Origin of the sequence: Mucilaginibacter endophyticus (assembly GCF_003351025.1) — a bacterium.
Lineage (GTDB): Bacteria > Bacteroidota > Bacteroidia > Sphingobacteriales > Sphingobacteriaceae > Mucilaginibacter > Mucilaginibacter endophyticus.
Window position 1 is genome coordinate 599,657 of the sequence record NZ_QPCG01000001.1, and the last position, 24,266, is coordinate 623,922.

Below are 24,266 nucleotides of genomic sequence, written 5' to 3' on the forward strand. Positions count from 1 at the left end.
TAATCTATATCGATAATATATCCATCATTTGTAAAAGATCTTCTTCAAGCTTAAACTCATGATGGTTAAGTGCTGCTTCAAGGTCTGTCATCAGGATATGATTTGCCTGCAAACCTACCATTTTTTGTGATTCGCCGGCTATCAAAGCGTTAACTGCTGCAAAACCAAGCCTGCTGCCCAAAATACGGTCAAAGCTTGATGGTGCACCGCCCCGTTGCAAGTGGCCTAAGATAGTAACTTTTATGTCGTAATTCTTAACTTCCTCTTGTACAGCTTTTGCCACGCCATAAACACCGCCATTTTTGTCGCCTTCGGCAACAATTACAATGCTCGACGATTTTTTGTTCATGTGCCCTTCTTTCAGGTTGGCAATCAAATCATCAATGGCGGTGGCACGCTCTGGCAGTAAAATAGCCTCGGCACCGCATGATATACCGGCACGCAGGGCGATAGCGCCCGAATCGCGACCCATTACCTCGATAAAGAAAAGACGGTCGTGCGCATCGGCAGTATCACGGATTTTGTCAATAGCCTGAATAACGGTATTGGTAGCGGTATCAAAACCAAGGGTATAGGTTGAGCCGCAAAGGTCGTTATCAATTGTACCCGGAACGCCCATTACGGCAATGTCGGGATATTTGCGCGAAAAGCGCAGTGCGCCGGTAAAAGTACCGTCGCCACCAATAACTACAAGGGCATCAATGCCACGGGCTTTGGCGTGTTGGTAAGCCTGCTCCATACCTTCGTCGGTTTTAAAAGGCAGGCAGCGCGCGGTTTTTAAAATGGTACCGCCCAGGTTAAGGATGTTACTTACCGAGCGTCTATCCATTTCGTACATATCGTTGTCAATAAGGCCTTTATAACCTTGCCTTATACCTACAACTTCCAGTCCGTTGTATAGTGCAGTCCTAACCACGGCACGTATACAAGGGTTCATTCCGGGGGCATCACCACCTGAAGTTAAAACCCCTATTTTTGATATTTTACGCATCTTTCACTCCTTAAGTTTACGGTACGAAGATACTGTGTGTAAATTACACCATTAAATTTTATTTATTTTTTTTTGGATTAGAGATTAAGGCTATATATTTAAACTTATTAACTAAATCTCACTAATAGTTTGGAACTAATGTTACCCAAGTTTGATTCCGTATTCTCTATTGACTGCGTGATATTCGGCTTTGAAGCCGGCGAGCTTAAAATTTTGCTTATTGAGAGGAATGAGGAGCCGTACAAGGATTGGCTGGCACTGCCCGGCTATATTGTGGAGCAGGACGAAAGCATTGATGATGCCGCCGAGCGTATATTATACGAGCTTACGGGCTTGCGCGATTTGCACATGCAACAGTTCCACACCTTTGGCGAGGTAAACCGTCACCCGCAGGGCCGTGTAATTACGGTTGCTTACTACGCCTTGATCCGCATAAATGGTCAGAAAGAGTTACGCCCGGTAACGCAATACGCCAAAAAAGCGTTCTGGCACCCGGTAAGCGAGCTGCCTAAGCTGGCGTTTGACCACAGCGAGATCTTCAAAACAGGTTTCAATAAAATAAAGCGCAGGTTGCACTATCAGCCGATAGCGTTTGAATTACTACCCGAAAAATTTACTTTAACACAACTACAGTCGCTTTACGAGGCTGTATTAGATAAGAAGCTGGATAAACGCAATTTCCGCAAAAAAATGCTGAGCTACGGCTTTTTGAAAGAGCTTGACGAGAAGCAGAAAGGCGTATCATACCGCGCAGCCAAACTGTACAAGTTTGACAAACGCAAGTACGGTAAGATTTTTCAGGGAGAGATGAATTTGGTGTGAGTCGGGAAAGTCCGAAAGTCGGAGGTCCGGAAGTTGGGAAAGATTCAGGAAATCAAGAATCAAGAGTCAGGAAAGAAATAGAATTATAAGAGAAAAGGGTTGGAAGATTTTCCAGCCCTTTTTGTTTTTATTCCTGGCGCAAGTATGAAGCGTGAGGAAAAGCGAAGGCTACTTGTGCCGTATACGTCTGAACAATTTAATAAACATTAGACACAGGGAGACGGACGGACGCACAAACTTGATAAAGGCACAAGTAGCCACTACGCTCATTGGCCTGCGCTTCATACTTGCGCCAGAAGTGCAATTGCTTAGCCGCTCTGTAAAGTAGGGGATTGCTTCGTGCCTCGCAATGACGTGGTGAGAATATGGGCGTTCCCGTCAGCAGACGGGCGGGCTATTCGCTCATACTGCACAGGCCTTATCCACAGGCCGGTATCCGCTACTATCCCTAACGCAAAATTGTCTGAACTCGAATTTATGGAATTAATGAATTAACAGAATGCTTAGCAAATTCAATGAATTCCAATAATTCGTTTAATTCGAGTTCAGACAAAAATCCTGTTCATCCAAAAAATTCACCTAAATCCCGGTTCAGACAAAAAGAAGTGCGCTGTCCACCATATGTCCAAAAGATGTAGTGACACAGGTATACGGACGGACGACAGTACCATCATTTGCCTCGCAATGACGTGGTGGTAGGGGAATACATGTAAACAAAAAGGACCGGAAAATCTTCCAGTCCTTTTTTATCTTAAAATCTTAACGTCTTAGGTCTTGATTCTTGCTTCTAATTATAAAGAAGAAGGTGCTAATTCCAAATGGTATTTCACCAGGTTATCTATAGGCGAGCGGATGATGTTGCCAACAACCATACCGTTTTCTGTAACTACTTCTTCCAATACGTTGCGGAAGTTATAACCTACCGAGCCAATGCAGTTGAAAGTATATTTTTGATAATCAGGGTAGTGGGTTACCAGGTTACGGAAGAAATCTTCGAACGAGGTACGTACCAGGTTGCGTGAATATTCGATGTGTACGTTGTTATCGTAAACAAATTTGCTGAAGCTTGCGCAAAAACGGTTTGCACGTGGCTGGGTATAAACCTGCTCGTTGATATCATCAGGAGTAAGTTTGTAAGTTTCCCAGAAAAGGGCACGTACAGGCTCTGGCATATAACCACGCAGGTAGTCTGTTAACAGTTTTTTGCCGATGTAGCAACCGCTGCCTTCGTCGCCAAGAATGTATGCACCTGAATCAATATTATGAACTACTTCTTTACCATCATAAATGCACGTATTGGTTCCGGTACCTAATATAGCAGCAAAACCTTCGGTGTTGCCAAGCAGGGCACGGGCAGCAGCAAGCAGGTCATGGCCAATATTAACTTTAGCGCCAACGAAAACTACTTTCATAGCTTCTTCAACAATTTTGCGCATTTCGGGGGTTGAACAACCTGCACCGTAGTAATTTACCTCTGTGATCTGGTTTTTTTCAAGATCGGTTGGCAGGCTCTCGTTCAGTGACTGTATAATATACTCTGTACTTGAAAAGTATGGGTTGTAACCCTCGGTATTAAAGTAAACTTTTTTTCCCTCTTCGGTAACCAGGCACCAATTTGTTTTGGTTGAGCCACCGTCAGCAATTATGATCATAAATTTTTGTTTTTTTAAAAATCGGTTAAAAGTAGGATTTACTTATTGTAAAAAAAACACTTAGTAATTCAAAAAATAAAAATTGCGATTTTTATTCAATTTAAAGCTACTTTTTTATATAATTTAAACTTTAAATGGCGCTTTCGTGCCAATGTTATCAATAATTAATCAGGTCAACTATACCTTTTTTTAACTGTAAAGTTTACATATAAGCAAGCTTGTCGACGGTTAAAAACAGAGTAATTTACAATTGTACGTAATGTTACCATATTTAGCAAAATATTGACTTTAATTAATGCTAAAACGTGTATTTAGTATTACAAATGTGTTACATAAATGATAGTGAATTGCCGGGATGGATGTGTGTAGCTTTAATACCGGGTACATTTTGCTGAAGCCAGCCTATCATAAACTCTGAGCCGGGTTCTTCGCTGGCGATATGGCCCAATACAATGAGCGAAAGCTTATCGCCTTTGGCCTGGGCATCCCGTACATATTCGGCAGTTTCCCACTCGGATATTTCACCGCAGATTAGTACGTCGGGCTTTTTGGTGCTCATCTCGGTGATCTGCCTTTTACCACCCGCCGCCCCCGGAAGCAGCAATACCTTCTGGCAGCTTTGTGTTGGATTGCCTATGTAGCGCACCTTTTCAATCTTCAGTTTCTTTTTAAGTGTATCAATAAGGGAGCTTAACGATGTAGCAGGGATGCTTAACAGGTTACCGGTTTCGGGTTGGTAATAGTTTACCCAATCCAACTGTTTCAACAAGCCCAGGCCAACACCATCGGGCTTAAGGCTGTGGATGGTATCGTGGTTGCGCCATACGGCTATGTTGTGCTTATCCAGTAGTTGTTTCTTATACTGATATACATCGTCATTGGCCAGCCAGGTGGTTTCATCGGCATGGTTATAAAAAGTGGGCTCATGCGCTATGATGAAATTAGCGCCCAGGCTTATCGCTTTTTCAATAACGTCAATGGTGGCAAACATTGTGGTAACTATGCCGGTAACCACAATATCGCGATTGCCCGATTTTAAGGTATCAACCGTGTTCGGGAACGGAGCGCCGGGCACCTGCTTCATAAACAGATCGATGATTTGTCCTACGGTCATATTTGCATCGGGTTTGGTAAGGGCATCGGCAGCAAATGGCGCTGACAATAAGGCGGCAGCGCCCGCTACTAAGCCTAACTGACCGATAAACTTACGGCGATTGGGATTATGGTTAATGGGAGAGAGGTTTGAATTCATGGTAATGATTGGGTTTGGTCAAATATAGTGCAGCTAAGTTAATTTCTGGTTTTGTAATAATTGTGTGACATATTTATATCTTCGCATAAATTTTAAAGACCCCTAAATCCGTGCAAAAACTTGCTAAACTCATCAGCAACAAACCTTTTGTTTATTCTTTATGGTTTGGCCTCAGTCTATTTTTGGTAATCAAAGGCGTTTTAACCCATCAGGGGTTCAACAATTACACCATCTTTAAATATAACTTTTTAAACACCATTCATCAGCACAACCTGTACGCTTATCAGCCCGAGCATTATTACGATCTCAATCACTACGGGCCGGTGTTTTCAATAATCATGGCCCCGTTTGCCATACTGCCCGATGGTATTGGTGTTATTTTATGGGTGTTGTTTAACGCGTTTGTGCTGTTTAAGGCTATTGAGTTATTGCCTTTAAAAAAAGATCAGTACGTGATTGTTCTTTTGCTGTGTGCTCATGAGTTAATGACGGCATCGGCCAATGTGCAAAGCAACCCCATGATAGCGGCGCTTATTATTTTAGGGTTTAACTTTATAAAGCGTGAGCAGGATTTTTGGGCGGCACTGATGATAGCCCTTGGCGCGTTCATTAAGCTTTATGGCATAGTTGGGCTGGCTTTCTTTTTCTTTTCAAATAACAAGCCCAAATTTGTGCTGAGCTTCATATTCTGGTCGGCAGTGTTGTTTGTTTTGCCGATGGCTATTTCGTCGCCGTCGTTTATTGTGCAAACTTACCGCGATTGGTATACCGACCTGGTGATTAAAAACTCGGATAACCAGCATTCATCTATGCAGGAAATTTGTGTTACCGGCTTTATCCGCAAAACTTTCAATTACCAGGATCTTAAAAACATGTACGTGATAGGGCCGGCATTGGTGCTGTTTGGCTTATCGTACCTGCGCATAGGGGCATATAAGTTTGTACAATACCAGCGCCTGATCCTCTCGTCGGTACTGATCTTCGCCGTGATATTCAGCAGCTCGGCCGAGTCATCAACCTATATTATTGCTTTTGTTGGGGTGGCTGTTTGGTTTATGAACCTGAACCGCCCGGTTACCGGCTTCGAGATTTTCCTGTTGGTGTTGGCGCTGTTGGTGACAAGCCTTTCGCCATCTGATTTGTTCCCGTCCTTTATCCGGAAGCAGTATATAGTGCCCTATAAGCTAAAATCGATCCCCTGCTTTTTGATTTGGCTTAAAATAGTTTACGAAACACTCACCCGTAATTTTGCTAAAGAAGAAGAAAGTACACTAAGACCGGCTATTGCTTAAGAACTGCACCATATAAAAGCCTTGGCGTATTGTTTTTTACTGTAAAACGAGAAAGATTTGCATGTTAATAAATAATTATTAATTATGTTTGTAACAGATAAGTTACATTTGAGATATTTTGCACTTTTTATTAAAACTGATTACGACAGTTACGTTTTGTAACACTTTATCGTAAGGTTAATAATGTAAAAGAAGTGTGCTGAAAAGCAACCAAATATAATCTTTATTTACAAATACCACCTGTTACAATTTAAAAAAATTCCATAGTATAACTATGACATACCTTGATAAAAAGATATCTATTGTTATTCCATCGCATAATGAGGAAAAAAACATTAGTTATTTGATTGAGCAAATTCGCGAAACACTTTCTCCTACAGGATATGCTTATGAGCTGATATTTGTTGATGATGGAAGCCGGGACAATACGCTAAACGAGTTAAAGATAAATGCCGAATTGCATTCCAATGTTTTTTATGTAGAGCTTTCGCGCAATTTTGGTAAAGATTATGCCCTTAAAGCAGGTATAGCCATGGCCCAGGGTGATGCCGTGATAACTATGGATGCCGATTTACAGCACCCGCCGCAACTGATCCTGAAGATGTTAAAGCTTTGGGAAAATGGTTATGACATTGTTTATACCTATCGTGAAGGCGAAAATCCGCACGGCAAAGGTTATCAGAAGGTTACTTCAAAATTATTCTACAAGGGCCTCAACATGCTCTCTGATATTAAAATGGAAAACGGCACTGCCGATTTCAGGTTGATTGACGAGAAGGTGGTAAAGCAGCTTAAGCTGATTGACGAATACGAGATCTTTTTCCGTGGTATCATCAAATGGGCTGGTTATAAACAAATAGGCATCCCTTATGTACCATCAAAACGGCATACCGGCGAGGCAAGTTATTCTTTCCCAAAACTGGTTAAGCTTGCAGTTGGCAGCATTGTAGCGTTTAGCGCAAGGCCGCTTTATATTGTATCGTTAATAGGGTTGTTCTTTTCGTCGCTGGCTATTTTGTATATACCGTATGTGTTGGTAAGTTACTTTTTAGGATACGCTGTTTCAGGGTGGGCTTCAATTATTGCTACTATTGCCTTTTTTGGAGGATTGCAGTTGCTGGTGATGAGTGTAATAGGAGTGTATGTAGGCAAGATATTTATGCAGTCTAAACACAGGCCTCATTATATTATCCGTTCGTCAAACGTTGTTATTGTAAATAATGATCTTATTAGGCTTTGATGTTGAGGAGTTTGATATGCCGTTTGAGTACGGTAAATCAATATCATTTGATGAGCAGCTTGAAATTTCGACAAAGGGTACCAATATTATACTCAACTTGCTGAAACAGAGGGGTATTAAAGCTACCTTTTTTTGTACCGCTAATTATGCCATCAACAAACCCGAAGTTATCAAAAGAATGGTAGCCGAAGGGCATGAGATAGCATCGCACGGGTATTATCATTCAGATTTTAAGACCGAACATTTAAGGCAATCGAAACTGGCATTAGAGGATATTTCAGGAACGGAAGTAACAGGCTTCCGGATGGCCCGGATGATGCCTGTTGATGAAGCAGAAATTGCAAAAGCCGGTTACGAGTATAATTCGTCAATAAACCCAACGTGGCTGCCGGGACGGTACAATAACTTTAATAAACCACGCAGCTGGTTTTATGATCATGATGTACTGCAGATCCCAGCTTCGGTTTCACCTGTAGTACGTTTTCCGCTGTTTTGGCTAAGCTTTCATAACCTGCCGCTATCTTTATTAAAGAGGATGGCTTCGGCAGCGCATAAAAAGGATGGCTATCTGAACCTGTATTTTCACCCCTGGGAATTTACCAATCTGCACGATAAAGAAAAGTTTGGTTTTCCCGGCTATGTTTCAAAAAACTCGGGTGAAGCTTTTGCCCGGCGGATAAGTGATTTTATTGACTGGGCAACGGACAACTGTTACACGTTTAGACGGACGGACGCGTTTTGCAGCAGTATCAAAAACAAAAATAAACCGGAGCCTGTTTTGCGTTAATAGGCTGTTAAACAGCTTGTAGCAAATCAATTAGCAAATTGATTGTTATTTTCAGCATAAATTTGCATATTTGCACCGCAAAAAAATATATAGTATATCATGGGTTCGAAACCATGTGTATATTTGTAATTAAATTGCGATGGTCCTATAGCTCAGCTGGATAGAGCAACAGATTTCTAATCTGTAGGTCTTTGGTTCGAATCCAAATGGGATCACTAAATAAAGCCTTGATATTCAAGGCTTTATTTGTAGAAAAAAGCTTCTCTTCGTTGAAATTTCCCTCAATTTTATCTGTTTTTTTAAGTAATTGATTTATAGGTTCTTATAAAGAAAATCGGTGGTGTTTTTTTGCAAAATGATACAAATATGGTACAAAAATGAATATTTGTATTTGTTGAAGTTTTATAAAATACTGGAAATAAGTACTTTATTGGTTGTTTTTCGTGCGGGGAGCAACAGACTAATGATCTGTAGGTCTTAGGTTCAAATGCTATTTGGGATGATATCTGAAAAAGCCGTATCCTTGCGGAGGAAACGTTTTTTTCATGCACAAGGGCATTTTGCACCGCCTGCCCATATTGAAACACTTCCGTGTTTTCAATCAGTTTAAAAGAATTTTTATTGAATTAAGTAAAAACTTCGGTGCAAATATGTACAAAAGTTTTGCTGCTAAAAATTGTGCATGGCGACAGTATGCGTAAAATTTTACCCCACCATCTCAAAGCAGATGGCACCTATAATGTTAAAATCCGGCTCACCCATAAAAGAGTGAAACGGTATCTTAATACCAAACATTTTGTCACTCAAAAACAGTTGACAAAGAAATTAACCTTAAGAGACCCGTTCATCGAACAACAGCTCCTTAGTTTAGTCATTAAATACAGACTGGAGATTAGCAGACTGGATGAAAAACTTGAATTCTTAAATGTGGACCAACTTCGTGATCACCTTGCCGGAATAAATGAAGGGATCAACTTTATCCAATTTTGCGATGAGTATATTGAAACGCTCAGGAAACAAGGGCGTGAGGGCAGTGCCGCCAATCATGTCACGGTTCGGAACAGCTTGGTAGATTATTTTCAGAGTCAAAAGGTTTCCGTAATGTTCATCACCTCGTCCATGTTAACAAACTATGAAAAGTAATTATAATGGATTTATTTATCAATATGGTATTGGGGGGCCAAAAGACCCCACCCAATCAGACTATTATTACGGACTGATCTGCAAAACCCGTGGTAATCTCTTAAGGGCTTACGTGTGTAACAAAGGAAAAAATTAGCGCTTGCCTGGTCTTATAAAGCGAGTGCGAATATTGGTAATTTAGAATATGAAAAGCTCATATGACGGTTCGGTGACTTTATTGATTTTCTGTAGTGAAAGATAAAGCCCGGAGAACCGGTTCGTTAACTGACCGCTTTAACCCAATAATTTGAAAAGATTCTGGATTAGGCTCGCCAGTAGCGGAGATACAGTGACCAGAAGCGGTGCCATGCTGCCCGAAAGCCCGCTGAAAAGTTCGCTCACTTTTGAATTGTCTTGTTCGTCAGTGCCGCTTACGGTAATTTTAAGGCTGTCGAACCTCAGTTTGACGGGCATATAAAAGATCAGTAACAGCAACGAATTCATCAGGGCCAGCAGGTAGACAAAGTCAACTGGTATCAGGTTTTTACCGGAGAGATTGAAATAAAATCGAAAGGCTTCGGTGCTGTTGAGCGCGTTGATCAGTATCCCAACCCAAAGTACTGATAGGCTGAGAATAATGCCGCTACAGAGAAATGACCCCTGGAAAACGCTTTTAAGCGCAAGATACCTGGTGGTTCTGGCAGCGATATCCACAGGTCTTTCGCCGGGGATAGATTTCTTTACCCTGCTAATTTCCTTTGCAATTGTGACAAAAACGCCGAAACAAAAGCTGGCGGTGAGATAACCTATAATTCCAAATGCCGCCAGTCTCCCACGATAGCCGTTCAGAAAGTAATCATCGGTGATGATGGGCTTGTCAATCAGGAAATTATAAAACAGACAGATAAATATTGCCGTCAGGAATGCAGCCATAAAACAATTAAAGATAAGGTTTACGGTGTCTACCCGATAACGGTTTCCGGCCTCCTGTTTCAGATTGTTGACAGATCCGATTATCAACGGTATAGCCATTGCCCAAAACGTCATTTGGGTGATGCCAAAGAGCAACCATAAGGCGAACATCGGGTAGTCGGTAAAGAAATCAATTTTTTGTGTGCGGTGACTTATTCTTAGCCTCAAGGTACACGGGGTTTGTAAAGGGTAACCGCGAACCGATCTGCAGGTATCGATGAGTTGCGCATGCAGTTCTTTGAAAATGATGTGGTTTGCTGATCTTTTCCAGCCGTCGTGATCGAGGCCAAGCCGATAAGCTGAGCGATTGATAAAAATGTATTTGTTGAAATAGCTGATGGTATCTGCATTGCCGTTCTGCAGGAACAGCAGTTCCTTTTTTGTCATGCGTATATCTATTTCCGCGCGCTGGATGTTCCTGATAATATCTTTGACAGCGTCCGTTAACGTTGAAGTAATAAGATTGCTGGATGTCGTGCCGGCGCGTTGTTGTGAAGCCGCGGTATTTTTATCGCCTTTTGCTGTATCGTTGCCTTTGGCCGGGGTGCCGGCCTGGCCAGATTTGTTGAGCAGATCCTCCTTTGATTTTTTCCAAACGCAGATATCCGCCTGTAATTTGTCGAGCCTTTTTCTCAGCATTAACTCTGTCAAGCTGATTTTGTTGTCAAGCACGATTTCACCATATGACTGGTCGCCAGCCGAAAAGAGCATGATTCCGATAATCATTCCTGCCATGCCGCACAGGATGACAGAATAGATCGGATCATAGCTAAACCTGATGTGATGATCATCGAAAAAAGTATAAAATTTCTCCGTTGTAGTTTTCGCTGTTGCCTGACCGGTGTTATCGGATGGTGTTTTTTCAGCGCTGCCTGTCGATTGGTTAAGGTTCTTTTCTGACATATAAGTTGGTGATAATGATTTAGGAACCCGGTACCTCAGGCAAAATATCACCAAACAATGTGATGATCGTCGCCTGTGGCCTTACAGTCTTAAAAATAACGGAAGAAAAGAACAAAAGCAAGAGGTGTTGCTGAGTTTTTAAGTTGTAAGTTGTTGATTAGTAGTTTGATAATAAAAACTTTGAAGGCTGGCGGATACGAAATGGATGCTGATCGGCGGTTATTTATTGCTTTAGTTAATTTATAATAGTCTGACAATAAGTATTTTTTAAAAACTTAATAATTAGTACTTATTTTCATTGTGGTTTAAAATATAAATAACTGAAAATCAATTGATAAAGTAAAAATAAATTTATTTTTACGTAGCAGCCGCGCGGTGTGGCTGACAACCTTATTTATCACTATCATGGGACAAGTAACCTTTAACACAGCCTTTTCAGGAGGGAGAGGTCAGCTGATTATCACCAGCGACGAAAACAATGTGCAATTGATCTTTGATCAGGATGACCAGGGGCCGAAGTCTCTGGATCTTCACATCGGCCATCACATCCTGGGGGTTAAGGGAAGTTCCCCGGACGGAGCCACGGGAAATATCGCCTTGACTATAACTGGTGATATACCCGGAGAGATTGATACCAATTTTCCTTCAGGCGATATCCCGCCGCACAATATCGTTTTATTCGTGACCGCCGAATGAGAAGGCTGAGCTGGGTAGCTGTGATCATGATGATATTGGTACAGCGGGCCGCCGGGCAGGAGGCAGTCAATTTACCTGCCCAGCCTGATAAGGGGACAACCTTGCATGGCGCGGAGCAAGTGAAAACAATGGAAAGGCAACAGGTTATGGCGAATTATCTGCAGGCTGTGGCCAGTAACGTGACGAGTACGGATAAGAAAGTAACGCTTAAAGCAACCTTGTTCGCTTTGGACGGGAAAGACTCCGTTGAGAAAAATAAAAGCACTTATTACCTGAACCATCACTGGCAGCGTAATACGCAATTACTGATAGGAAGCGGTTTGGATAAAAACAGTACGATCAACGGGTTTTCGGCTGGTTTAAGCTTTAATGTTTTAAATAAAAGGGATGCGTCGGAAGTAAACTTCTGGAGTGCCCTGGATCAGCAAACCCGTGACAGTATTCAGAAAGTGCTCACGGCTGAATTACAGCATTACCATGACAGCAAACAGGCGGATATCAGCACAGGTATCATCCGTATCGCCAGGCAGCATTTTGACAGGAATGAAGAAACCGGTGTACTGGAGGATATAATCGCGTTTATTGGCTTACAAAACCTGCCGCCAGATGTTAAGTCAGACGTTAATTTCAGAAAATTCGCAGATCTCTTACTTGCGGATATCAGCGGGAATTTAAAATACCGGGTATTTGATGTCGATAAACAGGCCGCTGTTAAAAATTCACATCTGGATCTTTTTAGCAGTTTTGTAACAACGGTCTATTTCGAAGCTCCGCTGGCGAAAGAGATGAAGGCCTATTTATATAGTGTCGAAAAAAATGGGAAGGCACCTTCAGACAATTCCCCCACACTGGAGCTGTACGCAAAAGCGGTGAATAAAGTGATTGCCGCGAAAGCGTCCTCGCTTCATGGCAAAGATCTTGTGGAGGTCTACACCTATTTAAGAACTGATTACAAAAGAGTGAGTGACAGGATTGCAAAGGCCCCTATCCTCACGTTTAGTTACAATTATGCTTATGTCACAAGTGGAGTGAAGTTTTCACATGTGCCGGCCGTGCAATACCTGAAAGGGCTATGGAGTAACAGTCATGGAATACGCTCCTGGGAGTTGAATATTACGGGCGCCGACACGATCTGCACGGATACCAGCAAAGCTAATAAACCAGTAAACAGGCATATAGGGGCTTTGCAGATCGGTTTGAACCGGGTGCTGTTTACGGATAAGGCTGCGGCATCATTGCTGGAAGCTAAATTGGCTTTTGAAAGTGATTTTATTATAGCCGGCAAACAGACGAAAGAGGATGGCTTCAAACCTATCGGCAGCCTGACGATCCAGGGCCGCCCTTCGGCGAAATCTCCATGGTTTAAATTAGTGGCCAAGTATGATAAATCTGGAAAGTTCTTCGGTTTTCTGAACATTACCCTGAATCTTGACAATAGTGCCAATAAAAGCAGTTGATGATGAGCCCGCCATGGTTGGAGATGTTGGCGGCCAGGAATTATTTAGGAACTGTTTCTTTTGCGGTGCTCAGGTTGTTAATTAATGCTTTAAAATGTTTAAGGTGATTTTTTTGTACTGATAGTCGCTTTACTGGTTTGGGGTTCTATAATATTGACAGGTTTTCTGGTTGGCCTGGTACCTAAATCTGGGCGAAGAAAAACAGGAGCATGGATGTGACCATACTCCTGTTTAACCTGTTTTATGCGGATTAAGTCTGCAGTACAGCGGGAATTTTGCCCACAACTGTTGTCGGTCGGTTTTTCGTCTCCGCCGACAAGAAGATTGCTTAGTAAAAAGGATGATATGCCTTTTATTCGGCTTTACCAAACCTGACGCGCTTATGCTAAAACCGGTGTTCCATAGCTGTTATAAAAGCTGAATGGTGGAATGCTCAATGGTGGTCGCCGGGGGATATTTTTTCAAATAATGCTTCTTTGTAAGTATTGCCTATGGGCAGGATGCTTTTGTCGGTTAATATCACGCTGCCGTTTTCGATCACCTTGATTTTATCGATATTGACGATATAGGATTTGTGGATCCTGAAAAAAGAATGGTCTTTTAGCAGATCAGCTGCTTCTTTCATGGTCATGTGGGTAAGATGTTCTTCCCCCTTCAGGTAAAAGGTGATATAATTGCTTGCCCCGGCAACGTAATTGATGTCGCTGAACGGGATCCTCACCATTTTGCTTTTGTTCCCGCTTTTGATGAATGCATAGTCTTTGGGGGGCTTTGGATCTGCAGGGGGCTGCGGTGCCGGTTCGCTTTTTTTGAATTTTTCCACGGCTTGCAGAAATCTGCTGAAAGTAAATGGTTTCAGTAAAAAATCCCTGGCGTTTTTGTCAAAAGCGTTCAGGGCATAGCTGGGAAAAGCGGTGGTGAAAACGATAGATGTGGCCGCAGCGATCAGGTCGGCGTATTCGATACCCGATATTTGGGGCATATCTACATCCAGAAAGGTAATGGCTGGCTGCTCTTTTTTGATGGTATCTAACGCCAGTAATGGGTTCTGTGACTTTCCGATAAGTTGGAGCCAGGGTACGCCTGTGATATATTTTTCAAGAATATCGATCGCGTAGGTTTCGTCGTCAACGATATAACAGGTGATCATCATGTTTATAATAAGATTTGAAGGTTTAATCTGTAGAAATCCGGGGTGTCGTCCAGTTCCAGTTCAAAACCATGCGGATAGTAGGTTTTTAAACGTTCCCTGACATTGGACAGGCCTATGCCGTGTCCCGGTGTTTTGTATTGCTTTTTCCTGTTTTGGCTGGTATAGGTCAACAGGTTTCCCTCACAGGCGATGTGCAGATAGGCGTCACCGGTGTTCCCGTCGGTATCGGCATGCATAAGCAGGTTTTCCACCAGTGTCATGAGGATCAAAGGGATAATGCGCTGGTTACCGCAATCTTCCTGAAGGAAAATGCTTATCCCGAGCCGGTTCTTTTTTCTAAGCTCGGTGATGGCGATATAATTTTTAATATGGAGGATTTCATGGTTCAAGGGCACTTTTCCGTCGTCGTTGATTTCATTTAACGAATAACGCATGATATCTGAAAGCAGGATCACCGACTGTGCGGCTTCCGCTGATATTTCATAGATGGCACCGTAAATAAAGTTCAGGGTGTTAAATAACAGGTGCGGGTTGACCTGCGACCGCAGGTAGGCATTGTCCGACCGGATCAGGTTTTTTTCGAGCTCTTTTTTTTCGATCAGATTTTTAAGCTTTTCATATTCCATACCGGCGATCTGGCGCTGCTGGGCCAGGGATCTTCTGGCGAACCAGTATGCGGTGCTGAGTAAGATGAAGTAGACCCCGCGCCATAAGGAGCGTAACACTGCCAGCTTGTCGAAATGAAAGAAGACCGGCCTGATACCTTTGATCAGGGATTCGGTGTCGGCAACTGCCTTAATGATCAGCAGGTAAGCCAGGAGCTCGAGGATCAGGCCGGGGATCAGGATCGGGAGGGGTCTTTGTGCTTTGTGCCCGGAGCCTAAGACATAGCCGGAGTGAAAATAAAATAAGGATATATTGATAAGGTAAGGCAGGAAATAATCCGAAAATCCAAATGCTTTACCGGTAATGGTGGTGATAAATAATATTTCATAGGTTATGAATATGGTCCAGCATAATATATGGGTTAAGGGGGTGGAATAGGTTTTAAAAAAAGTCTTCATGAGGTATTTAGTCTGTTTGCATAGACCAAACGCAAGTTTATGGAATAAATTTTTATTGCAGTTGCAGATTATATAGTTTCAGAAAGAATTATGAAAACAAATAATAAATATAAACCTAAACTGAAACTTAAATCGATCTACCGGTTTAAAAATGACAATTACACTATTGAAACAACAAAGGACCCTACAGCTACCACTATCCTGACGACGTTCTCCGGTATATTAAATGTTGCCAGGTAATATACCGGTGTCATGGATGAAAATCTAAGAAATCAGGTTTTAAGGGAATCGGAAAAAATAACTGCTTATTTCCTCGGATTGGACCAGATCCCGGAATCAATTGATGTTTATACGGGCATGTCCGGCAACCTGCTGTTTATGGCGCAGCATTTTTTGTGGAGCCGTCAGCAGGTTTATCTGGATAAAGTGTCGGAATATCTGGCGTTCAGCATGGAAAGGATCGAGGCTTCCCTGAATAGGAATTTTGATTTTTCACTGGCCTTATCGGGCTGGGGATGGGTGCTGTCTTATTTAGGACGACAGGAGATTGCCGAGGTAACAGAGATATTGGCTGATATCGATGGTTACCTGAAGCCGGCAATGACCTGGTTGCTCCGGTTCGGTAATTATGATCAGCTCAACGGCGCCCTCAAGATAGGAAGATATTTTTTAGCCAGGGGCAATCCGGGGCCGGTTGCCGAGATTATCGATTACCTGGACCATGTTAAAGTGTCCCGGGGCGATCAGGTCATGTGGAAGCGGCAGAAAGAAGGTGAATCCAGGGCTTATTATGATCTTGGCCTTGCCCATGGTGCAGCCGGGTTGCTGCGTTTTTTCAGCAGCTGTGTGAAAAGCAAAATTCGGGAGGCGGATTGCCGGAGGCTGATGGACGGGACCGTCCGGTTCATTTTGGCCAATGTCCGGGACCCGCGGTTGACCGGCTCTTGTTTTCCGAATATGATTTCCGTTGACGATTATCATGCGGGGCGTCAAATGCAAACCCGGAGCCGGCTGGCCTGGTGTTACGGTGACCTGGGGATATGGTACACACTCTATTCGGCAGCTGTTTTACTGGGAGATACCGGATTGGAAGCGCGCGCACTGGAGGGGTTGGAGAAACTTACAACAAGGAGGTCGCCGGATAATACGATGGTCGTGGATGCCGGTTTTTGCCATGGTTCTTCCGGCATCTCGTTCATATTCAATAAAGTATGGGATGCTACAGGCCAGCCTGTTTTCAGGGAAGCCCGTGATTTCTGGCTAAGGGATACTTTACGTTACGGATCGGATAAGTATGAATTTCTGGTAGGCAATTTCGCCAAAAGATATTTCAAACCATGTGACACTTTGCTCGAGGGTCTGATCGGGGTTGGGTTGAGTTACGGCTCATTTCTTAACCCTCAACAGGAAGGATGGGATCAATGTCTCCTGCTTTCCTGACAGATGAACTGATTACGATGATCTGTTTAACATAGCGTCGGAATGGCGTAATCCGAAAAGCCGAAAGAGTAGGAAAAAACCAAAAACAAAACCAATGAAAAAGTTAAAACCAAGGTTCAAGAAAGAGATCGTTACAAAGCTGACGGAAGCAGAACAGGCGATGGTCCTAGGCGGAAACCAGGAGGCGCTGTTTACTACCTCGAACCTGAGGTGTACCGGTTTCCTGTGTTGTGACCCGAACCCGCCAACGCCGATCACGAGCGAATTGTGCCCGTGATCGCTGCCGGGTAAGACCTTAAGAGGAGGTATTCTTCGAAAATCCTTGACAGAGTAGAAGACGTAACCCCGAATACGACAATGTAGGGACAAACAAACTAATAAACATTTTTTATGAACACGAATTTTAAAAGAGTGCGTTTAAACGACCTTGAAGTAAACGTAAGCCCTGTGCAAAGTGAGCAAAGTTCACAAGCAGTAGTAAGCCTTGTGGTAGTTGTTATCATAGCGCTGTAAGCTACCGGAATGAGCTTGTTGAAATATACAGGCTCATTCTCAATTAAAATCCCGGACATAAATTATACTGACATTATTGGTCTGTGGTCCCGTGCAGGAGGCTGGCCGGTTGTCAGATGAGACGATAACAATTGATCTTTACGATATATGGATAATTATTTTTCAAAGGCGGGTTTGAACCGTATCAATACCATCAAAAGCCTTGGGGATTTTTGCAGGTTGATCAAGGAAAACCCTACCCGGGATATCGCCTGCCTGAAAGACGGTTTACAGCGGCTTGCGGGTGATGGTTTTTTAAATGATCTGATTGACTATGAACTAACGCAGTTGCTGGAAAAAACGGTCTATGTTCCTAACCCGGGTTCCTTCACCTTTATCAATTTGTTTGATTGCGATTACTGTGCGTTCAATCTGTTTTACAGCAACGAACTGGATTTTACCGATAAACCGCTGTGCGCCGGTTTTGCGGCAGACCGCCTGATGCTGTCATTGACGGATGGCGATATCAGGTATGATATGTTTCGTCAGCCTGATCCTTATCCCCTTGACATACTGGATAAATCAAGAAAGATGGAACTGGTTACGAAGGACGCTGTTTTTGCTAACGGGGAAATCCTGTCACTTAAAGCCCATGAGGACATCATTGTCTTTAAGGAAAGCGGGGATAAAAGCATGATCCTGCTGGTCGTAACATCAAAAGATGAAAGTGCTTTCCTGTGGGAATACGATACGCTTACCCAAACCCCCAAACAGATCATTACCGGGGACACCATTTCCTCCCGCCTGGAACATACCCTTCGCTTACTGGGCGAACTCGGGGACCCGGCTTCGCTTCCCCATCTGTGGAATTTTCTGGATTATGAAGATTATAATGTCCGGTGGGAAGCGGCCAGGGCCATTATGCTGATCGATTTTAACAAAGGTGTTGAAGCGCTGGAATATCTTAAAAAGGATCCGCATCCCCAGATCCAAAAATCAGTTGCCGGGGCATTAGTACAGGTACAAAATTTAATAAACGCTTAATTATGGCAATTTCCTATCCGCTCAATACAACCGAAACCATTTCTTTTGAGGAACTGATCGAGTTTGTTACCGCCACACTCGACCCCGATGATGTGGAAACACTCGCCGCCTGTACCGAAAAGCTGCAGATGTTATCGAATAACGCGTCATTTATAACGGACATCATTCACGATGAGCTGAGTGATACCGGGCTGTTCCAGGCCAATAATACGCATTCAGCGCAAAGCCTGATGTTGTTCAAACATGCTAATTATTATATGCGGCTGAATATCTGGCCCCCTTCCTCTGAAAGGGAGGATATCAGGCAATGGCAGGACCAGTTATATTTTTACTTGCGGGCCCATGACCATAACTTTGATTTTCTTACCGTTGGTTATTATGGTTCAGGCTACGGAACCGAATTATGGGAATATGATCCGGACTCCGTTATCGGTTATGCCGGTGAAAGCGTTGACCTGACGTTCCTGGAAAAGACGCGTTTGCCAAAAGGTAAAGCAATGTTATATCGTGCTTCCAGGGATATTCATTCCCAGTTCCCACCGGAAGATTACTCTGTTTCTATCAATATTTTACCCACAACACTGAATATTGTCAGGCGGGAGCAGTTCTATTTCGACCTGGAAAACAGGAAAATTGTCGGTACCGCTGCTAATAATGGCACAGGCAGATATTTAATGTTTAACCTGGCCGCCAAATTCGGGAATGCGAAAACCGTTAACCTGCTGGAAGATTTGGCGCATAAACATGAAATACCCTATGTCAGACTGAAAGCTTTTGACGCATTATCTGTTTTAACGAATGAAAGAACTGCGATCTGGAACGAGGCAATGCTGGACGGTCACCAGATTGTTTCCGGTCATGCCAGGCTGTTTTTAGACGGCACATTATATAACGGACTCAGGAAGCGCCAAAGCTGAACCTGAATTTCCACAACTTAACTGTTCATCGATGTATGTAAGAAAAATAACAAACTCCTTCTGGCCTCCCGCAGCTGTCGTTTCCATATGCACCGTTATTCTGGTTGTTCTGGTCGTCACCCATGCGCCGCATCGCTACGGCAAACCCCTGGACATCGGTATGACCTTAGACCTGGTTATTGTTTTGCCGCTGGTCCCCTTGCTGTTCAATAAACAAACAGGGGGAAGCAAGGTGCTTGCTTCTGTATTGTTTACCGCAGGAATTGTGGCAGCGAGCTGGCTGGTGCCTGCAGAAGGTCAGGGGCTGTTGCGCCAGCTGAAGATCTGGATCGTTCCTGTTATCGAAGTATTAAGTATAGCTTTTTTAGTGATCAGGGTAAAGAAAGCTTTGAGCGCTTATAAAAAAGCAGGGGATACATCAGGGGATTTTTATACGGAGTTAAAGCGGATTTCATTTTCGATCATTCCCAACCGGGTCTCGGATATTGTTTCCTCCGAGCTTGCGGCGATGTATTATCTTTTTTTTAACCATCAGAAAATGGTTTATGACGACCGCAGGTTCAGTTACCATAAGGAGACGGGGACTATTGCGCTTTTCGGGGTGCTGATATTTATGGTTGCGATAGAAACCACGGCATTTCATTTATTGTTAAGCAAATGGAGCCCGAAAATAGCCTGGGTACTTACCCTGATCAGTATATACGCGGGCCTGCAGTTATGGGGAATGGCCAGGGCATTTTTTAAAAGACCTATAGAAATCACCGGCGATTCGCTGATCCTGAGATATGGGCTGCTTTCCGAAACAACGGTTCCATTAAAAAATATCGCGGTGCTGGAAGCCGCCGGGCCATCAGCAGAGAACCGTTCGGAGTTACAGCCGCTTTCTCCCCTGAAAAAACTGGATAGCTTCAACCTGGTACTGAAGCTTCATGAGCCGGGCCGTTTATATTTTATCTATGGGAAGGTGAAAAATTACCGGGAGCTTGCTTTTCATGTTGACAATAAAACATTGTTCCGGGAGGTCCTGAATGAAAAATTAGCCATGTCGGCCGCTGACGCGGGGGCTTAACGGCCTTCCGTTCCCCCGGGAAACTATGATTACTATGAAAATATTGACGTATATATTGTTTTCGATTCTGTTGTGTTCCTGCTGCTCGCTTATCATTTCAGTTATCGCCGGCCGCTTTTGGACAATCGGCCTTGGCCTTTTATTGTCTGTGTCAGGAAGCACCCTGCTCGTGACATTGCTGCTGCTTTTTTTTAGCATCCGTAAAACTAAGGTTCATTTTCAACTGCTGGATTACCTGCTGACGGGGATCAACACCACCCTGCCTGCTGCATTTCTGTCGTGTTATCTTTTGTACCGCTGGCAAAACAACGGGACCTTTTTTACCGAGACCATACTTTTCCTGTTGCTGAGTATGCTCGGGCTTGCGGCCTCCGTACTTTTTATTTCATTTCTTAAACTTAGCTCAAAATGATTTTTGTCAGGATGCTGGCCGCTGCTTTTACCCGGGCTTTCCAGAACTTGAAACAAAGTGGTATGAAATCCCTGTTATCGATCCTCGGTGTTTCCATCGGGATTTTCATGCTGATCATGATTTTTTCTATTGTCGATCATATGAAGGGGAGCCTTCAACGCAGTGTTGACAAGTTTGGCACAAGTGTGACTTACATCGAAAAATACCCATGGGAGTTTACGGATGACGTGCCCTGGTGGAGATACCTGAACCGGCCCGTAGTAAAAATGAGCGAGTTTAATTTCCTGGAACGGCGGCTCCAGACACCTTGTTATATTTCCTTTAATAATACGATCACCAATCAAACCATTAAGTATGGGGATAACTACATTAATAACGGCACCATTTCTTCCAATAGCGCAGACTTTGACAAAATCAGTGAAGTTAAGCTGAGATGGGGCAGGAAATTTAATGAAAACGATCAGAGGAATGGTTTGAAGGTGGCGTTGATCGGTTGGAATATCTACCGGAGCCTGGGATTGGACAGCAATTTTTTTGACAGGCAGGCCATCACTTTGCTGGGCAGAAAAGTGCAGGTGATCGGGATCATAGAAAAGGAGGGAAAGGATGTATTCAATAACTCTGCCGATGATAAAATCTACATTCCCAATGGGTTTGCGGCGAAGGTACTCAACCTGAACCTGGAGCTCTATCAACCGGCTATCATGATCAAACCGAAAAGCGGTACGGAAGATCCCGATCTTAAATTTGAGATCCAATCTTTAATGAGGTCGGTAAGACGCCTGCCGGCTCAGGCTGAAGACAATTTTTCGATCAATAATACGACGATCCTGGTTAACGCCTTTGGCAAATTGTATCATGCCATGGAAATTACCGGCTGGATAGTTGGCTCTTTTTCATTGCTTGTCGGAGGTTTCGGCATAGCCAATATCATGTTCGTCTCAGTTAAAAGCCGTACATCGATCATCGGCGTACAAAGGGCGATCGGGGCGAAGAGCTATTACATATTACTTGAATATCTCTTTGAAGCGATCATGCTCTGCCTGCTTGGTTCCGTGGTGGGGGTGTTGATATCCGGCCTGATAACCGCGCTTGTCAACGAGGTATCCGCTGCCGGTCTTTCCCTCGGTCCGGACCGGCTTTTTACGGCATCGGTTTTGGCGGTAGTGATCGGGATCATCAGCGGTATCGCCCCCGCGGTTTCGGCATCCCGCATGAACCCTGTGGATGCCATGCGATCAAATTAGAACTGGTGGTTGATGATGAAAGCATTGAAGAAATTTCCCTGGTTTAAACAACCGGATCAAATGGATTGCGGGCCCACCTGCCTCAAAATGATCGCCAGATTTTACAAAGTTAATATCGCTATCCAGGACATCCGCAATTTATGTGAGATCAACCGTGACGGCGTATCCCTGCTGGGAATCAGTAAAGCCGCGGAAAAAATCGGTTTTCGCACACTTGCTGTGAGCATAGGGGACGCCCAGGTTAATGACCTCAGCCTGCCGAGTATATTGTACTGGAGGCAAAATCACTTTGTGGTATTGTATCGCATCAAAAAAAACAAGTTTTGGGTTTCAGACCCCGCGGCCGGTTTGCTTGAACTGGATGGCAGCGACTTTTATAAGGCCTGGCTGACGGCAGGCAAAGGTATCGCGCTGCAGGTTACACCAACGCCCCGGCTGCGGGAATCCGAAGGGGTGGGGGCTGCGGACAGGGCGGTTTCCTGGTCGTATTTATTACAATATATCAGTCGTTACCGCCAATTGTTTACGCAGCTCGCGCTAAGCTTTTTGTTAGGCAGCGTTTTTCAATTGATCATACCTTTTTTGGCCAGGTCCATCGTGGACACCGGGATAGAAACGCGTAACGTTAGTTTCATTACTGTGATACTTATTGCGCAGCTGACCCTGATTGCCGGAAAAGTGACGGTTGACTTTATCAGGGCGTGGATATTATTACACATCAGCACGAGGATCAATATTTCGGTCCTGACAGATTTTTTAATCAAACTGATGAAATTGCCTATGAAATTCTTCGACAGCAAAATGACGGGGGATATTATGCAGCGCATGAATGACCAAAAGAAAATCGAAACGTTTTTGACCGGGCCGGCCCTCAATACGGTATTTTCCTTATTTAATCTGGCGCTTTTTTCACTAGTGCTCGCTTATTTTAATTTTTATATCTTTTTGTTGTTCCTGGCCGCCAGTGTTTCCAATGTGCTTTGGGTTTTATTGTTCCTGAAACCGAGACGGGCGCTGAATTACAAAAGCTTTGAAGCCGGAGCAAAGAATCAAAGTGCCATTGTGCAGCTGGTCAATGGTATGCAGGAAATCAAACTCAATGGTTGTGAACAACATAAAAGATGGCAATGGGAACATTTACAGGCCCTGATATTCAAGCTTAATGTAAAACTGCTTTCATTAAGCCAGTACCAGCAGGGTGGATTGACCTTTATCTCCGAGGGTATCAATGTATTGATTACATTTTTTAGTGCTAAATCGGTAATTAGCGGACACCTCAGTTTTGGCGGAATGATAGCCGTGCAGTATATCGTAGGACAGGTCAATGCTCCGGTCCGGGAATTCCTGGGTTTCGTGCAGGGATACCAGGACGCTAAAATAAGCCTGGAGCGTTTAAACGAAATCCATAGTATGGAAGACGAACAGCCGGTTGCTGCCGGACGGAATAACGCCATTCCCCATGATAAAGAAATTACTGTCAGGGACCTGAGCTTTAGCTATCCAGGAGCCGGAAACAAGCATGTGTTCGATAAGGTGGGGCTCCGGATCCGGAGCGGGAAGACTACGGCTATCGTCGGAAAAAGCGGGAGCGGTAAAACAACGGTTTTGAAATTATTACTACGTTTTTATGAGCCTGACGGCGGAGAGATCAGGGTTGGCGGTCAGCCGCTTGGCAGGATCGCTTTCGATACCTGGCGCGCCCAATGCGGGGTCGTTATGCAGGATGGCTTTATATTTTCTGACACGATCGCCCAAAATATCGCCGTGGGACATGAGCGGCCTGACCGGGATCGGCTGGCACATGCCGTCAGGGTTGCAAACCTTCAGGATCTGATAGATCAGTTGCCCATGGGTATGGAGACCAAAATAGGCCCTGAGGGTAACGGTATCAGCCAGGGGCAGCGGCAGCGGATACTTATCGCCAGATCGGTATATAAAGACCCTCATTATTTGTTTTTTGACGAGGCTACAAACGCACTGGATGCCAGTAATGAAAGAACAATAATGGAAAATTTAAAAGCTTTTTTTACCGGCAGGACAGTGGTCGTTGTAGCACACCGGCTGAGCACGGTCCGGGATGCGGATCATATTGTTTTCCTGGACAGGGGGAGGATTGCGGAGGAAGGGACGCATGAAGAACTCATCACCCTTCGCGGGGACTATTATAATCTGGTTAAAGATCAACTGGCATTGGGTTTATGAATTCAGAACTACAGGACGATGAGCTCGCCAGGGGCGGCCA

General features: G+C 43.8%; 22 protein-coding genes and 1 tRNA gene. 17 read left to right on the forward strand and 6 right to left on the reverse strand.

Features of this window, described 5'->3' with window-relative positions:
- Positions 1 to 4: 4 nt before the first annotated feature.
- Positions 5 to 991, reverse strand: a complete 987-nt coding sequence (gene pfkA, locus DUL71_RS02570; protein WP_091211996.1) for a 6-phosphofructokinase — start codon at positions 989 to 991, stop codon at positions 5 to 7.
- Positions 992 to 1,120: 129 nt separating this feature from the next.
- On the opposite strand from pfkA, the gene DUL71_RS02575 reads away from it, so the two are divergent.
- Positions 1,121 to 1,813, forward strand: a complete 693-nt coding sequence (locus DUL71_RS02575; RefSeq protein ID WP_371328320.1) for an NUDIX hydrolase — start codon at positions 1,121 to 1,123, stop codon at positions 1,811 to 1,813.
- Between the two features lie 791 nt (positions 1,814 to 2,604).
- Here the strand turns inward: DUL71_RS02575 and DUL71_RS02580 are convergent.
- Entirely contained in the window at positions 2,605 to 3,465 is an 861-nt protein-coding gene (locus DUL71_RS02580) for an N-acetylglucosamine kinase (protein WP_112567531.1), read from the reverse strand.
- A 328-nt stretch (positions 3,466 to 3,793) separates the two neighbouring features.
- Positions 3,794 to 4,717 carry a Nif3-like dinuclear metal center hexameric protein gene (locus tag DUL71_RS02585; RefSeq protein WP_114936587.1) on the reverse strand — a complete coding sequence of 308 codons (924 nt, stop codon included), beginning with the start codon at positions 4,715 to 4,717 and terminating at the stop codon, positions 3,794 to 3,796.
- Positions 4,718 to 4,827: 110 nt separating this feature from the next.
- On the opposite strand from DUL71_RS02585, the gene DUL71_RS02590 reads away from it, so the two are divergent.
- From DUL71_RS02590 to DUL71_RS02610, 5 genes are all read left to right on the forward strand, one after another.
- Positions 4,828 to 6,009, forward strand: coding sequence for a glycosyltransferase family 87 protein (locus tag DUL71_RS02590; RefSeq protein ID WP_114936588.1), 1,182 nt, complete (start codon positions 4,828 to 4,830; stop codon positions 6,007 to 6,009).
- A 274-nt stretch (positions 6,010 to 6,283) separates the two neighbouring features.
- Entirely contained in the window at positions 6,284 to 7,249 is a 966-nt protein-coding gene (locus DUL71_RS02595) for a glycosyltransferase family 2 protein (protein WP_114936589.1), read from the forward strand.
- Positions 7,230 to 8,036, forward strand: a complete 807-nt coding sequence (locus DUL71_RS02600) for a polysaccharide deacetylase family protein (protein WP_114936590.1) — start codon at positions 7,230 to 7,232, stop codon at positions 8,034 to 8,036. The genes DUL71_RS02595 and DUL71_RS02600 overlap by 20 nt, the downstream gene beginning before the upstream one ends.
- Before the next feature lie 141 nt (positions 8,037 to 8,177).
- Positions 8,178 to 8,251: transfer RNA gene (locus DUL71_RS02605), tRNA-Arg, on the forward strand.
- A 478-nt stretch (positions 8,252 to 8,729) separates the two neighbouring features.
- Entirely contained in the window at positions 8,730 to 9,179 is a 450-nt protein-coding gene (locus DUL71_RS02610) for a phage integrase SAM-like domain-containing protein (protein WP_114936591.1), read from the forward strand.
- Between the two features lie 273 nt (positions 9,180 to 9,452).
- Here DUL71_RS02610 and DUL71_RS02615 read toward each other — a convergent pair whose 3' ends face one another.
- Positions 9,453 to 10,865: a hypothetical protein gene (locus tag DUL71_RS02615; protein ID WP_154402294.1), complete on the reverse strand. Its 1,413-nt coding sequence runs from the start codon at positions 10,863 to 10,865 to the stop codon at positions 9,453 to 9,455.
- 573 nt (positions 10,866 to 11,438) lie between these two features.
- Here DUL71_RS02615 and DUL71_RS02620 point away from each other — a divergent pair.
- Together DUL71_RS02620 and DUL71_RS02625 are read left to right on the forward strand one after the other, a co-directional pair.
- Entirely contained in the window at positions 11,439 to 11,729 is a 291-nt protein-coding gene (locus tag DUL71_RS02620; RefSeq protein WP_114936593.1) for a hypothetical protein, read from the forward strand.
- Entirely contained in the window at positions 11,726 to 13,186 is a 1,461-nt protein-coding gene (locus DUL71_RS02625) for a hypothetical protein (protein WP_114936594.1), read from the forward strand. The genes DUL71_RS02620 and DUL71_RS02625 overlap by 4 nt, the downstream gene beginning before the upstream one ends.
- Before the next feature lie 433 nt (positions 13,187 to 13,619).
- On the opposite strand, the gene DUL71_RS02630 is transcribed toward DUL71_RS02625, so the two are convergent.
- Together DUL71_RS02630 and DUL71_RS02635 are read right to left on the reverse strand one after the other, a co-directional pair.
- On the reverse strand, positions 13,620 to 14,339 hold the full coding sequence (locus DUL71_RS02630; protein ID WP_114936595.1) for a LytR/AlgR family response regulator transcription factor: 720 nt from the start codon (positions 14,337 to 14,339) through the stop codon (positions 13,620 to 13,622).
- 2 nt (positions 14,340 to 14,341) lie between these two features.
- Positions 14,342 to 15,403, reverse strand: coding sequence for a sensor histidine kinase (locus DUL71_RS02635; protein WP_114936596.1), 1,062 nt, complete (start codon positions 15,401 to 15,403; stop codon positions 14,342 to 14,344).
- Positions 15,404 to 15,493: 90 nt separating this feature from the next.
- Between DUL71_RS02635 and DUL71_RS31830 the strand changes: the two genes are divergently transcribed.
- The 9 genes from DUL71_RS31830 (at position 15,494) to DUL71_RS02670 (ending at position 24,226) form a co-directional block, all read left to right on the forward strand.
- Entirely contained in the window at positions 15,494 to 15,643 is a 150-nt protein-coding gene (locus DUL71_RS31830) for a hypothetical protein (protein WP_154402295.1), read from the forward strand.
- A gap of 12 nt (positions 15,644 to 15,655) precedes the next feature.
- Positions 15,656 to 16,843 (forward strand): lanthionine synthetase LanC family protein, encoded by a 1,188-nt coding sequence (locus DUL71_RS02640; RefSeq protein WP_114936597.1) that lies wholly within the window; start codon positions 15,656 to 15,658, stop codon positions 16,841 to 16,843.
- Between the two features lie 390 nt (positions 16,844 to 17,233).
- Positions 17,234 to 17,356 (forward strand): hypothetical protein, encoded by a 123-nt coding sequence (locus tag DUL71_RS32645; protein ID WP_279629784.1) that lies wholly within the window; start codon positions 17,234 to 17,236, stop codon positions 17,354 to 17,356.
- A 147-nt stretch (positions 17,357 to 17,503) separates the two neighbouring features.
- Entirely contained in the window at positions 17,504 to 18,379 is an 876-nt protein-coding gene (locus DUL71_RS02645; protein WP_114936598.1) for a HEAT repeat domain-containing protein, read from the forward strand.
- A 2-nt stretch (positions 18,380 to 18,381) separates the two neighbouring features.
- Positions 18,382 to 19,296, forward strand: a complete 915-nt coding sequence (locus DUL71_RS02650) for a hypothetical protein (protein ID WP_114936599.1) — start codon at positions 18,382 to 18,384, stop codon at positions 19,294 to 19,296.
- A 31-nt stretch (positions 19,297 to 19,327) separates the two neighbouring features.
- The gene (locus DUL71_RS02655; protein WP_154402297.1) at positions 19,328 to 20,365 is read left to right on the forward strand and encodes a hypothetical protein; all 1,038 of its coding nucleotides are present in this window, start codon (positions 19,328 to 19,330) and stop codon (positions 20,363 to 20,365) included.
- A 148-nt stretch (positions 20,366 to 20,513) separates the two neighbouring features.
- Positions 20,514 to 20,777, forward strand: coding sequence for a hypothetical protein (locus DUL71_RS02660; RefSeq protein ID WP_154402298.1), 264 nt, complete (start codon positions 20,514 to 20,516; stop codon positions 20,775 to 20,777).
- Positions 20,774 to 22,024: an ABC transporter permease gene (locus tag DUL71_RS02665; RefSeq protein ID WP_114936602.1), complete on the forward strand. Its 1,251-nt coding sequence runs from the start codon at positions 20,774 to 20,776 to the stop codon at positions 22,022 to 22,024. Before DUL71_RS02660 ends, DUL71_RS02665 begins: the two co-directional genes overlap by 4 nt.
- Positions 22,025 to 22,039: 15 nt before the next feature.
- Positions 22,040 to 24,226: a peptidase domain-containing ABC transporter gene (locus DUL71_RS02670; RefSeq protein ID WP_114936603.1), complete on the forward strand. Its 2,187-nt coding sequence runs from the start codon at positions 22,040 to 22,042 to the stop codon at positions 24,224 to 24,226.
- Positions 24,227 to 24,266: the final 40 nt, after the last annotated feature.

Excerpts from the sequence above, each read along its gene's own strand:
- DUL71_RS02665 (WP_114936602.1), top strand. The coding sequence starts at position 20,774 with ATGATTTTTGTCAGGATGCTGGCCGCTGCTTTTACCCGGGCTTTCCAG.
- DUL71_RS02580 (WP_112567531.1), bottom strand. The coding sequence starts at position 3,465 with ATGATCATAATTGCTGACGGTGGCTCAACCAAAACAAATTGGTGCCTG.
- DUL71_RS32645 (WP_279629784.1), top strand. The coding sequence starts at position 17,234 with ATGAACACGAATTTTAAAAGAGTGCGTTTAAACGACCTTGAAGTAAAC.
- DUL71_RS02650 (WP_114936599.1), top strand. The coding sequence starts at position 18,382 with ATGGCAATTTCCTATCCGCTCAATACAACCGAAACCATTTCTTTTGAG.
- DUL71_RS02585 (WP_114936587.1), bottom strand. The coding sequence starts at position 4,717 with ATGAATTCAAACCTCTCTCCCATTAACCATAATCCCAATCGCCGTAAG.
- DUL71_RS02670 (WP_114936603.1), top strand. The coding sequence starts at position 22,040 with ATGAAAGCATTGAAGAAATTTCCCTGGTTTAAACAACCGGATCAAATG.
- DUL71_RS02625 (WP_114936594.1), top strand. The coding sequence starts at position 11,726 with ATGAGAAGGCTGAGCTGGGTAGCTGTGATCATGATGATATTGGTACAG.
- DUL71_RS02630 (WP_114936595.1), bottom strand. The coding sequence starts at position 14,339 with ATGATGATCACCTGTTATATCGTTGACGACGAAACCTACGCGATCGAT.
- DUL71_RS02600 (WP_114936590.1), top strand. The coding sequence starts at position 7,230 with ATGATCTTATTAGGCTTTGATGTTGAGGAGTTTGATATGCCGTTTGAG.
- DUL71_RS31830 (WP_154402295.1), top strand. The coding sequence starts at position 15,494 with ATGAAAACAAATAATAAATATAAACCTAAACTGAAACTTAAATCGATC.
- pfkA (WP_091211996.1), bottom strand. The coding sequence starts at position 991 with ATGCGTAAAATATCAAAAATAGGGGTTTTAACTTCAGGTGGTGATGCC.
- DUL71_RS02610 (WP_114936591.1), top strand. The coding sequence starts at position 8,730 with ATGCGTAAAATTTTACCCCACCATCTCAAAGCAGATGGCACCTATAAT.
- DUL71_RS02655 (WP_154402297.1), top strand. The coding sequence starts at position 19,328 with ATGTATGTAAGAAAAATAACAAACTCCTTCTGGCCTCCCGCAGCTGTC.
- DUL71_RS02620 (WP_114936593.1), top strand. The coding sequence starts at position 11,439 with ATGGGACAAGTAACCTTTAACACAGCCTTTTCAGGAGGGAGAGGTCAG.
- DUL71_RS02635 (WP_114936596.1), bottom strand. The coding sequence starts at position 15,403 with ATGAAGACTTTTTTTAAAACCTATTCCACCCCCTTAACCCATATATTA.
- DUL71_RS02645 (WP_114936598.1), top strand. The coding sequence starts at position 17,504 with ATGGATAATTATTTTTCAAAGGCGGGTTTGAACCGTATCAATACCATC.
- DUL71_RS02615 (WP_154402294.1), bottom strand. The coding sequence starts at position 10,865 with ATGGCAGGAATGATTATCGGAATCATGCTCTTTTCGGCTGGCGACCAG.
- DUL71_RS02640 (WP_114936597.1), top strand. The coding sequence starts at position 15,656 with ATGGATGAAAATCTAAGAAATCAGGTTTTAAGGGAATCGGAAAAAATA.
- DUL71_RS02595 (WP_114936589.1), top strand. The coding sequence starts at position 6,284 with ATGACATACCTTGATAAAAAGATATCTATTGTTATTCCATCGCATAAT.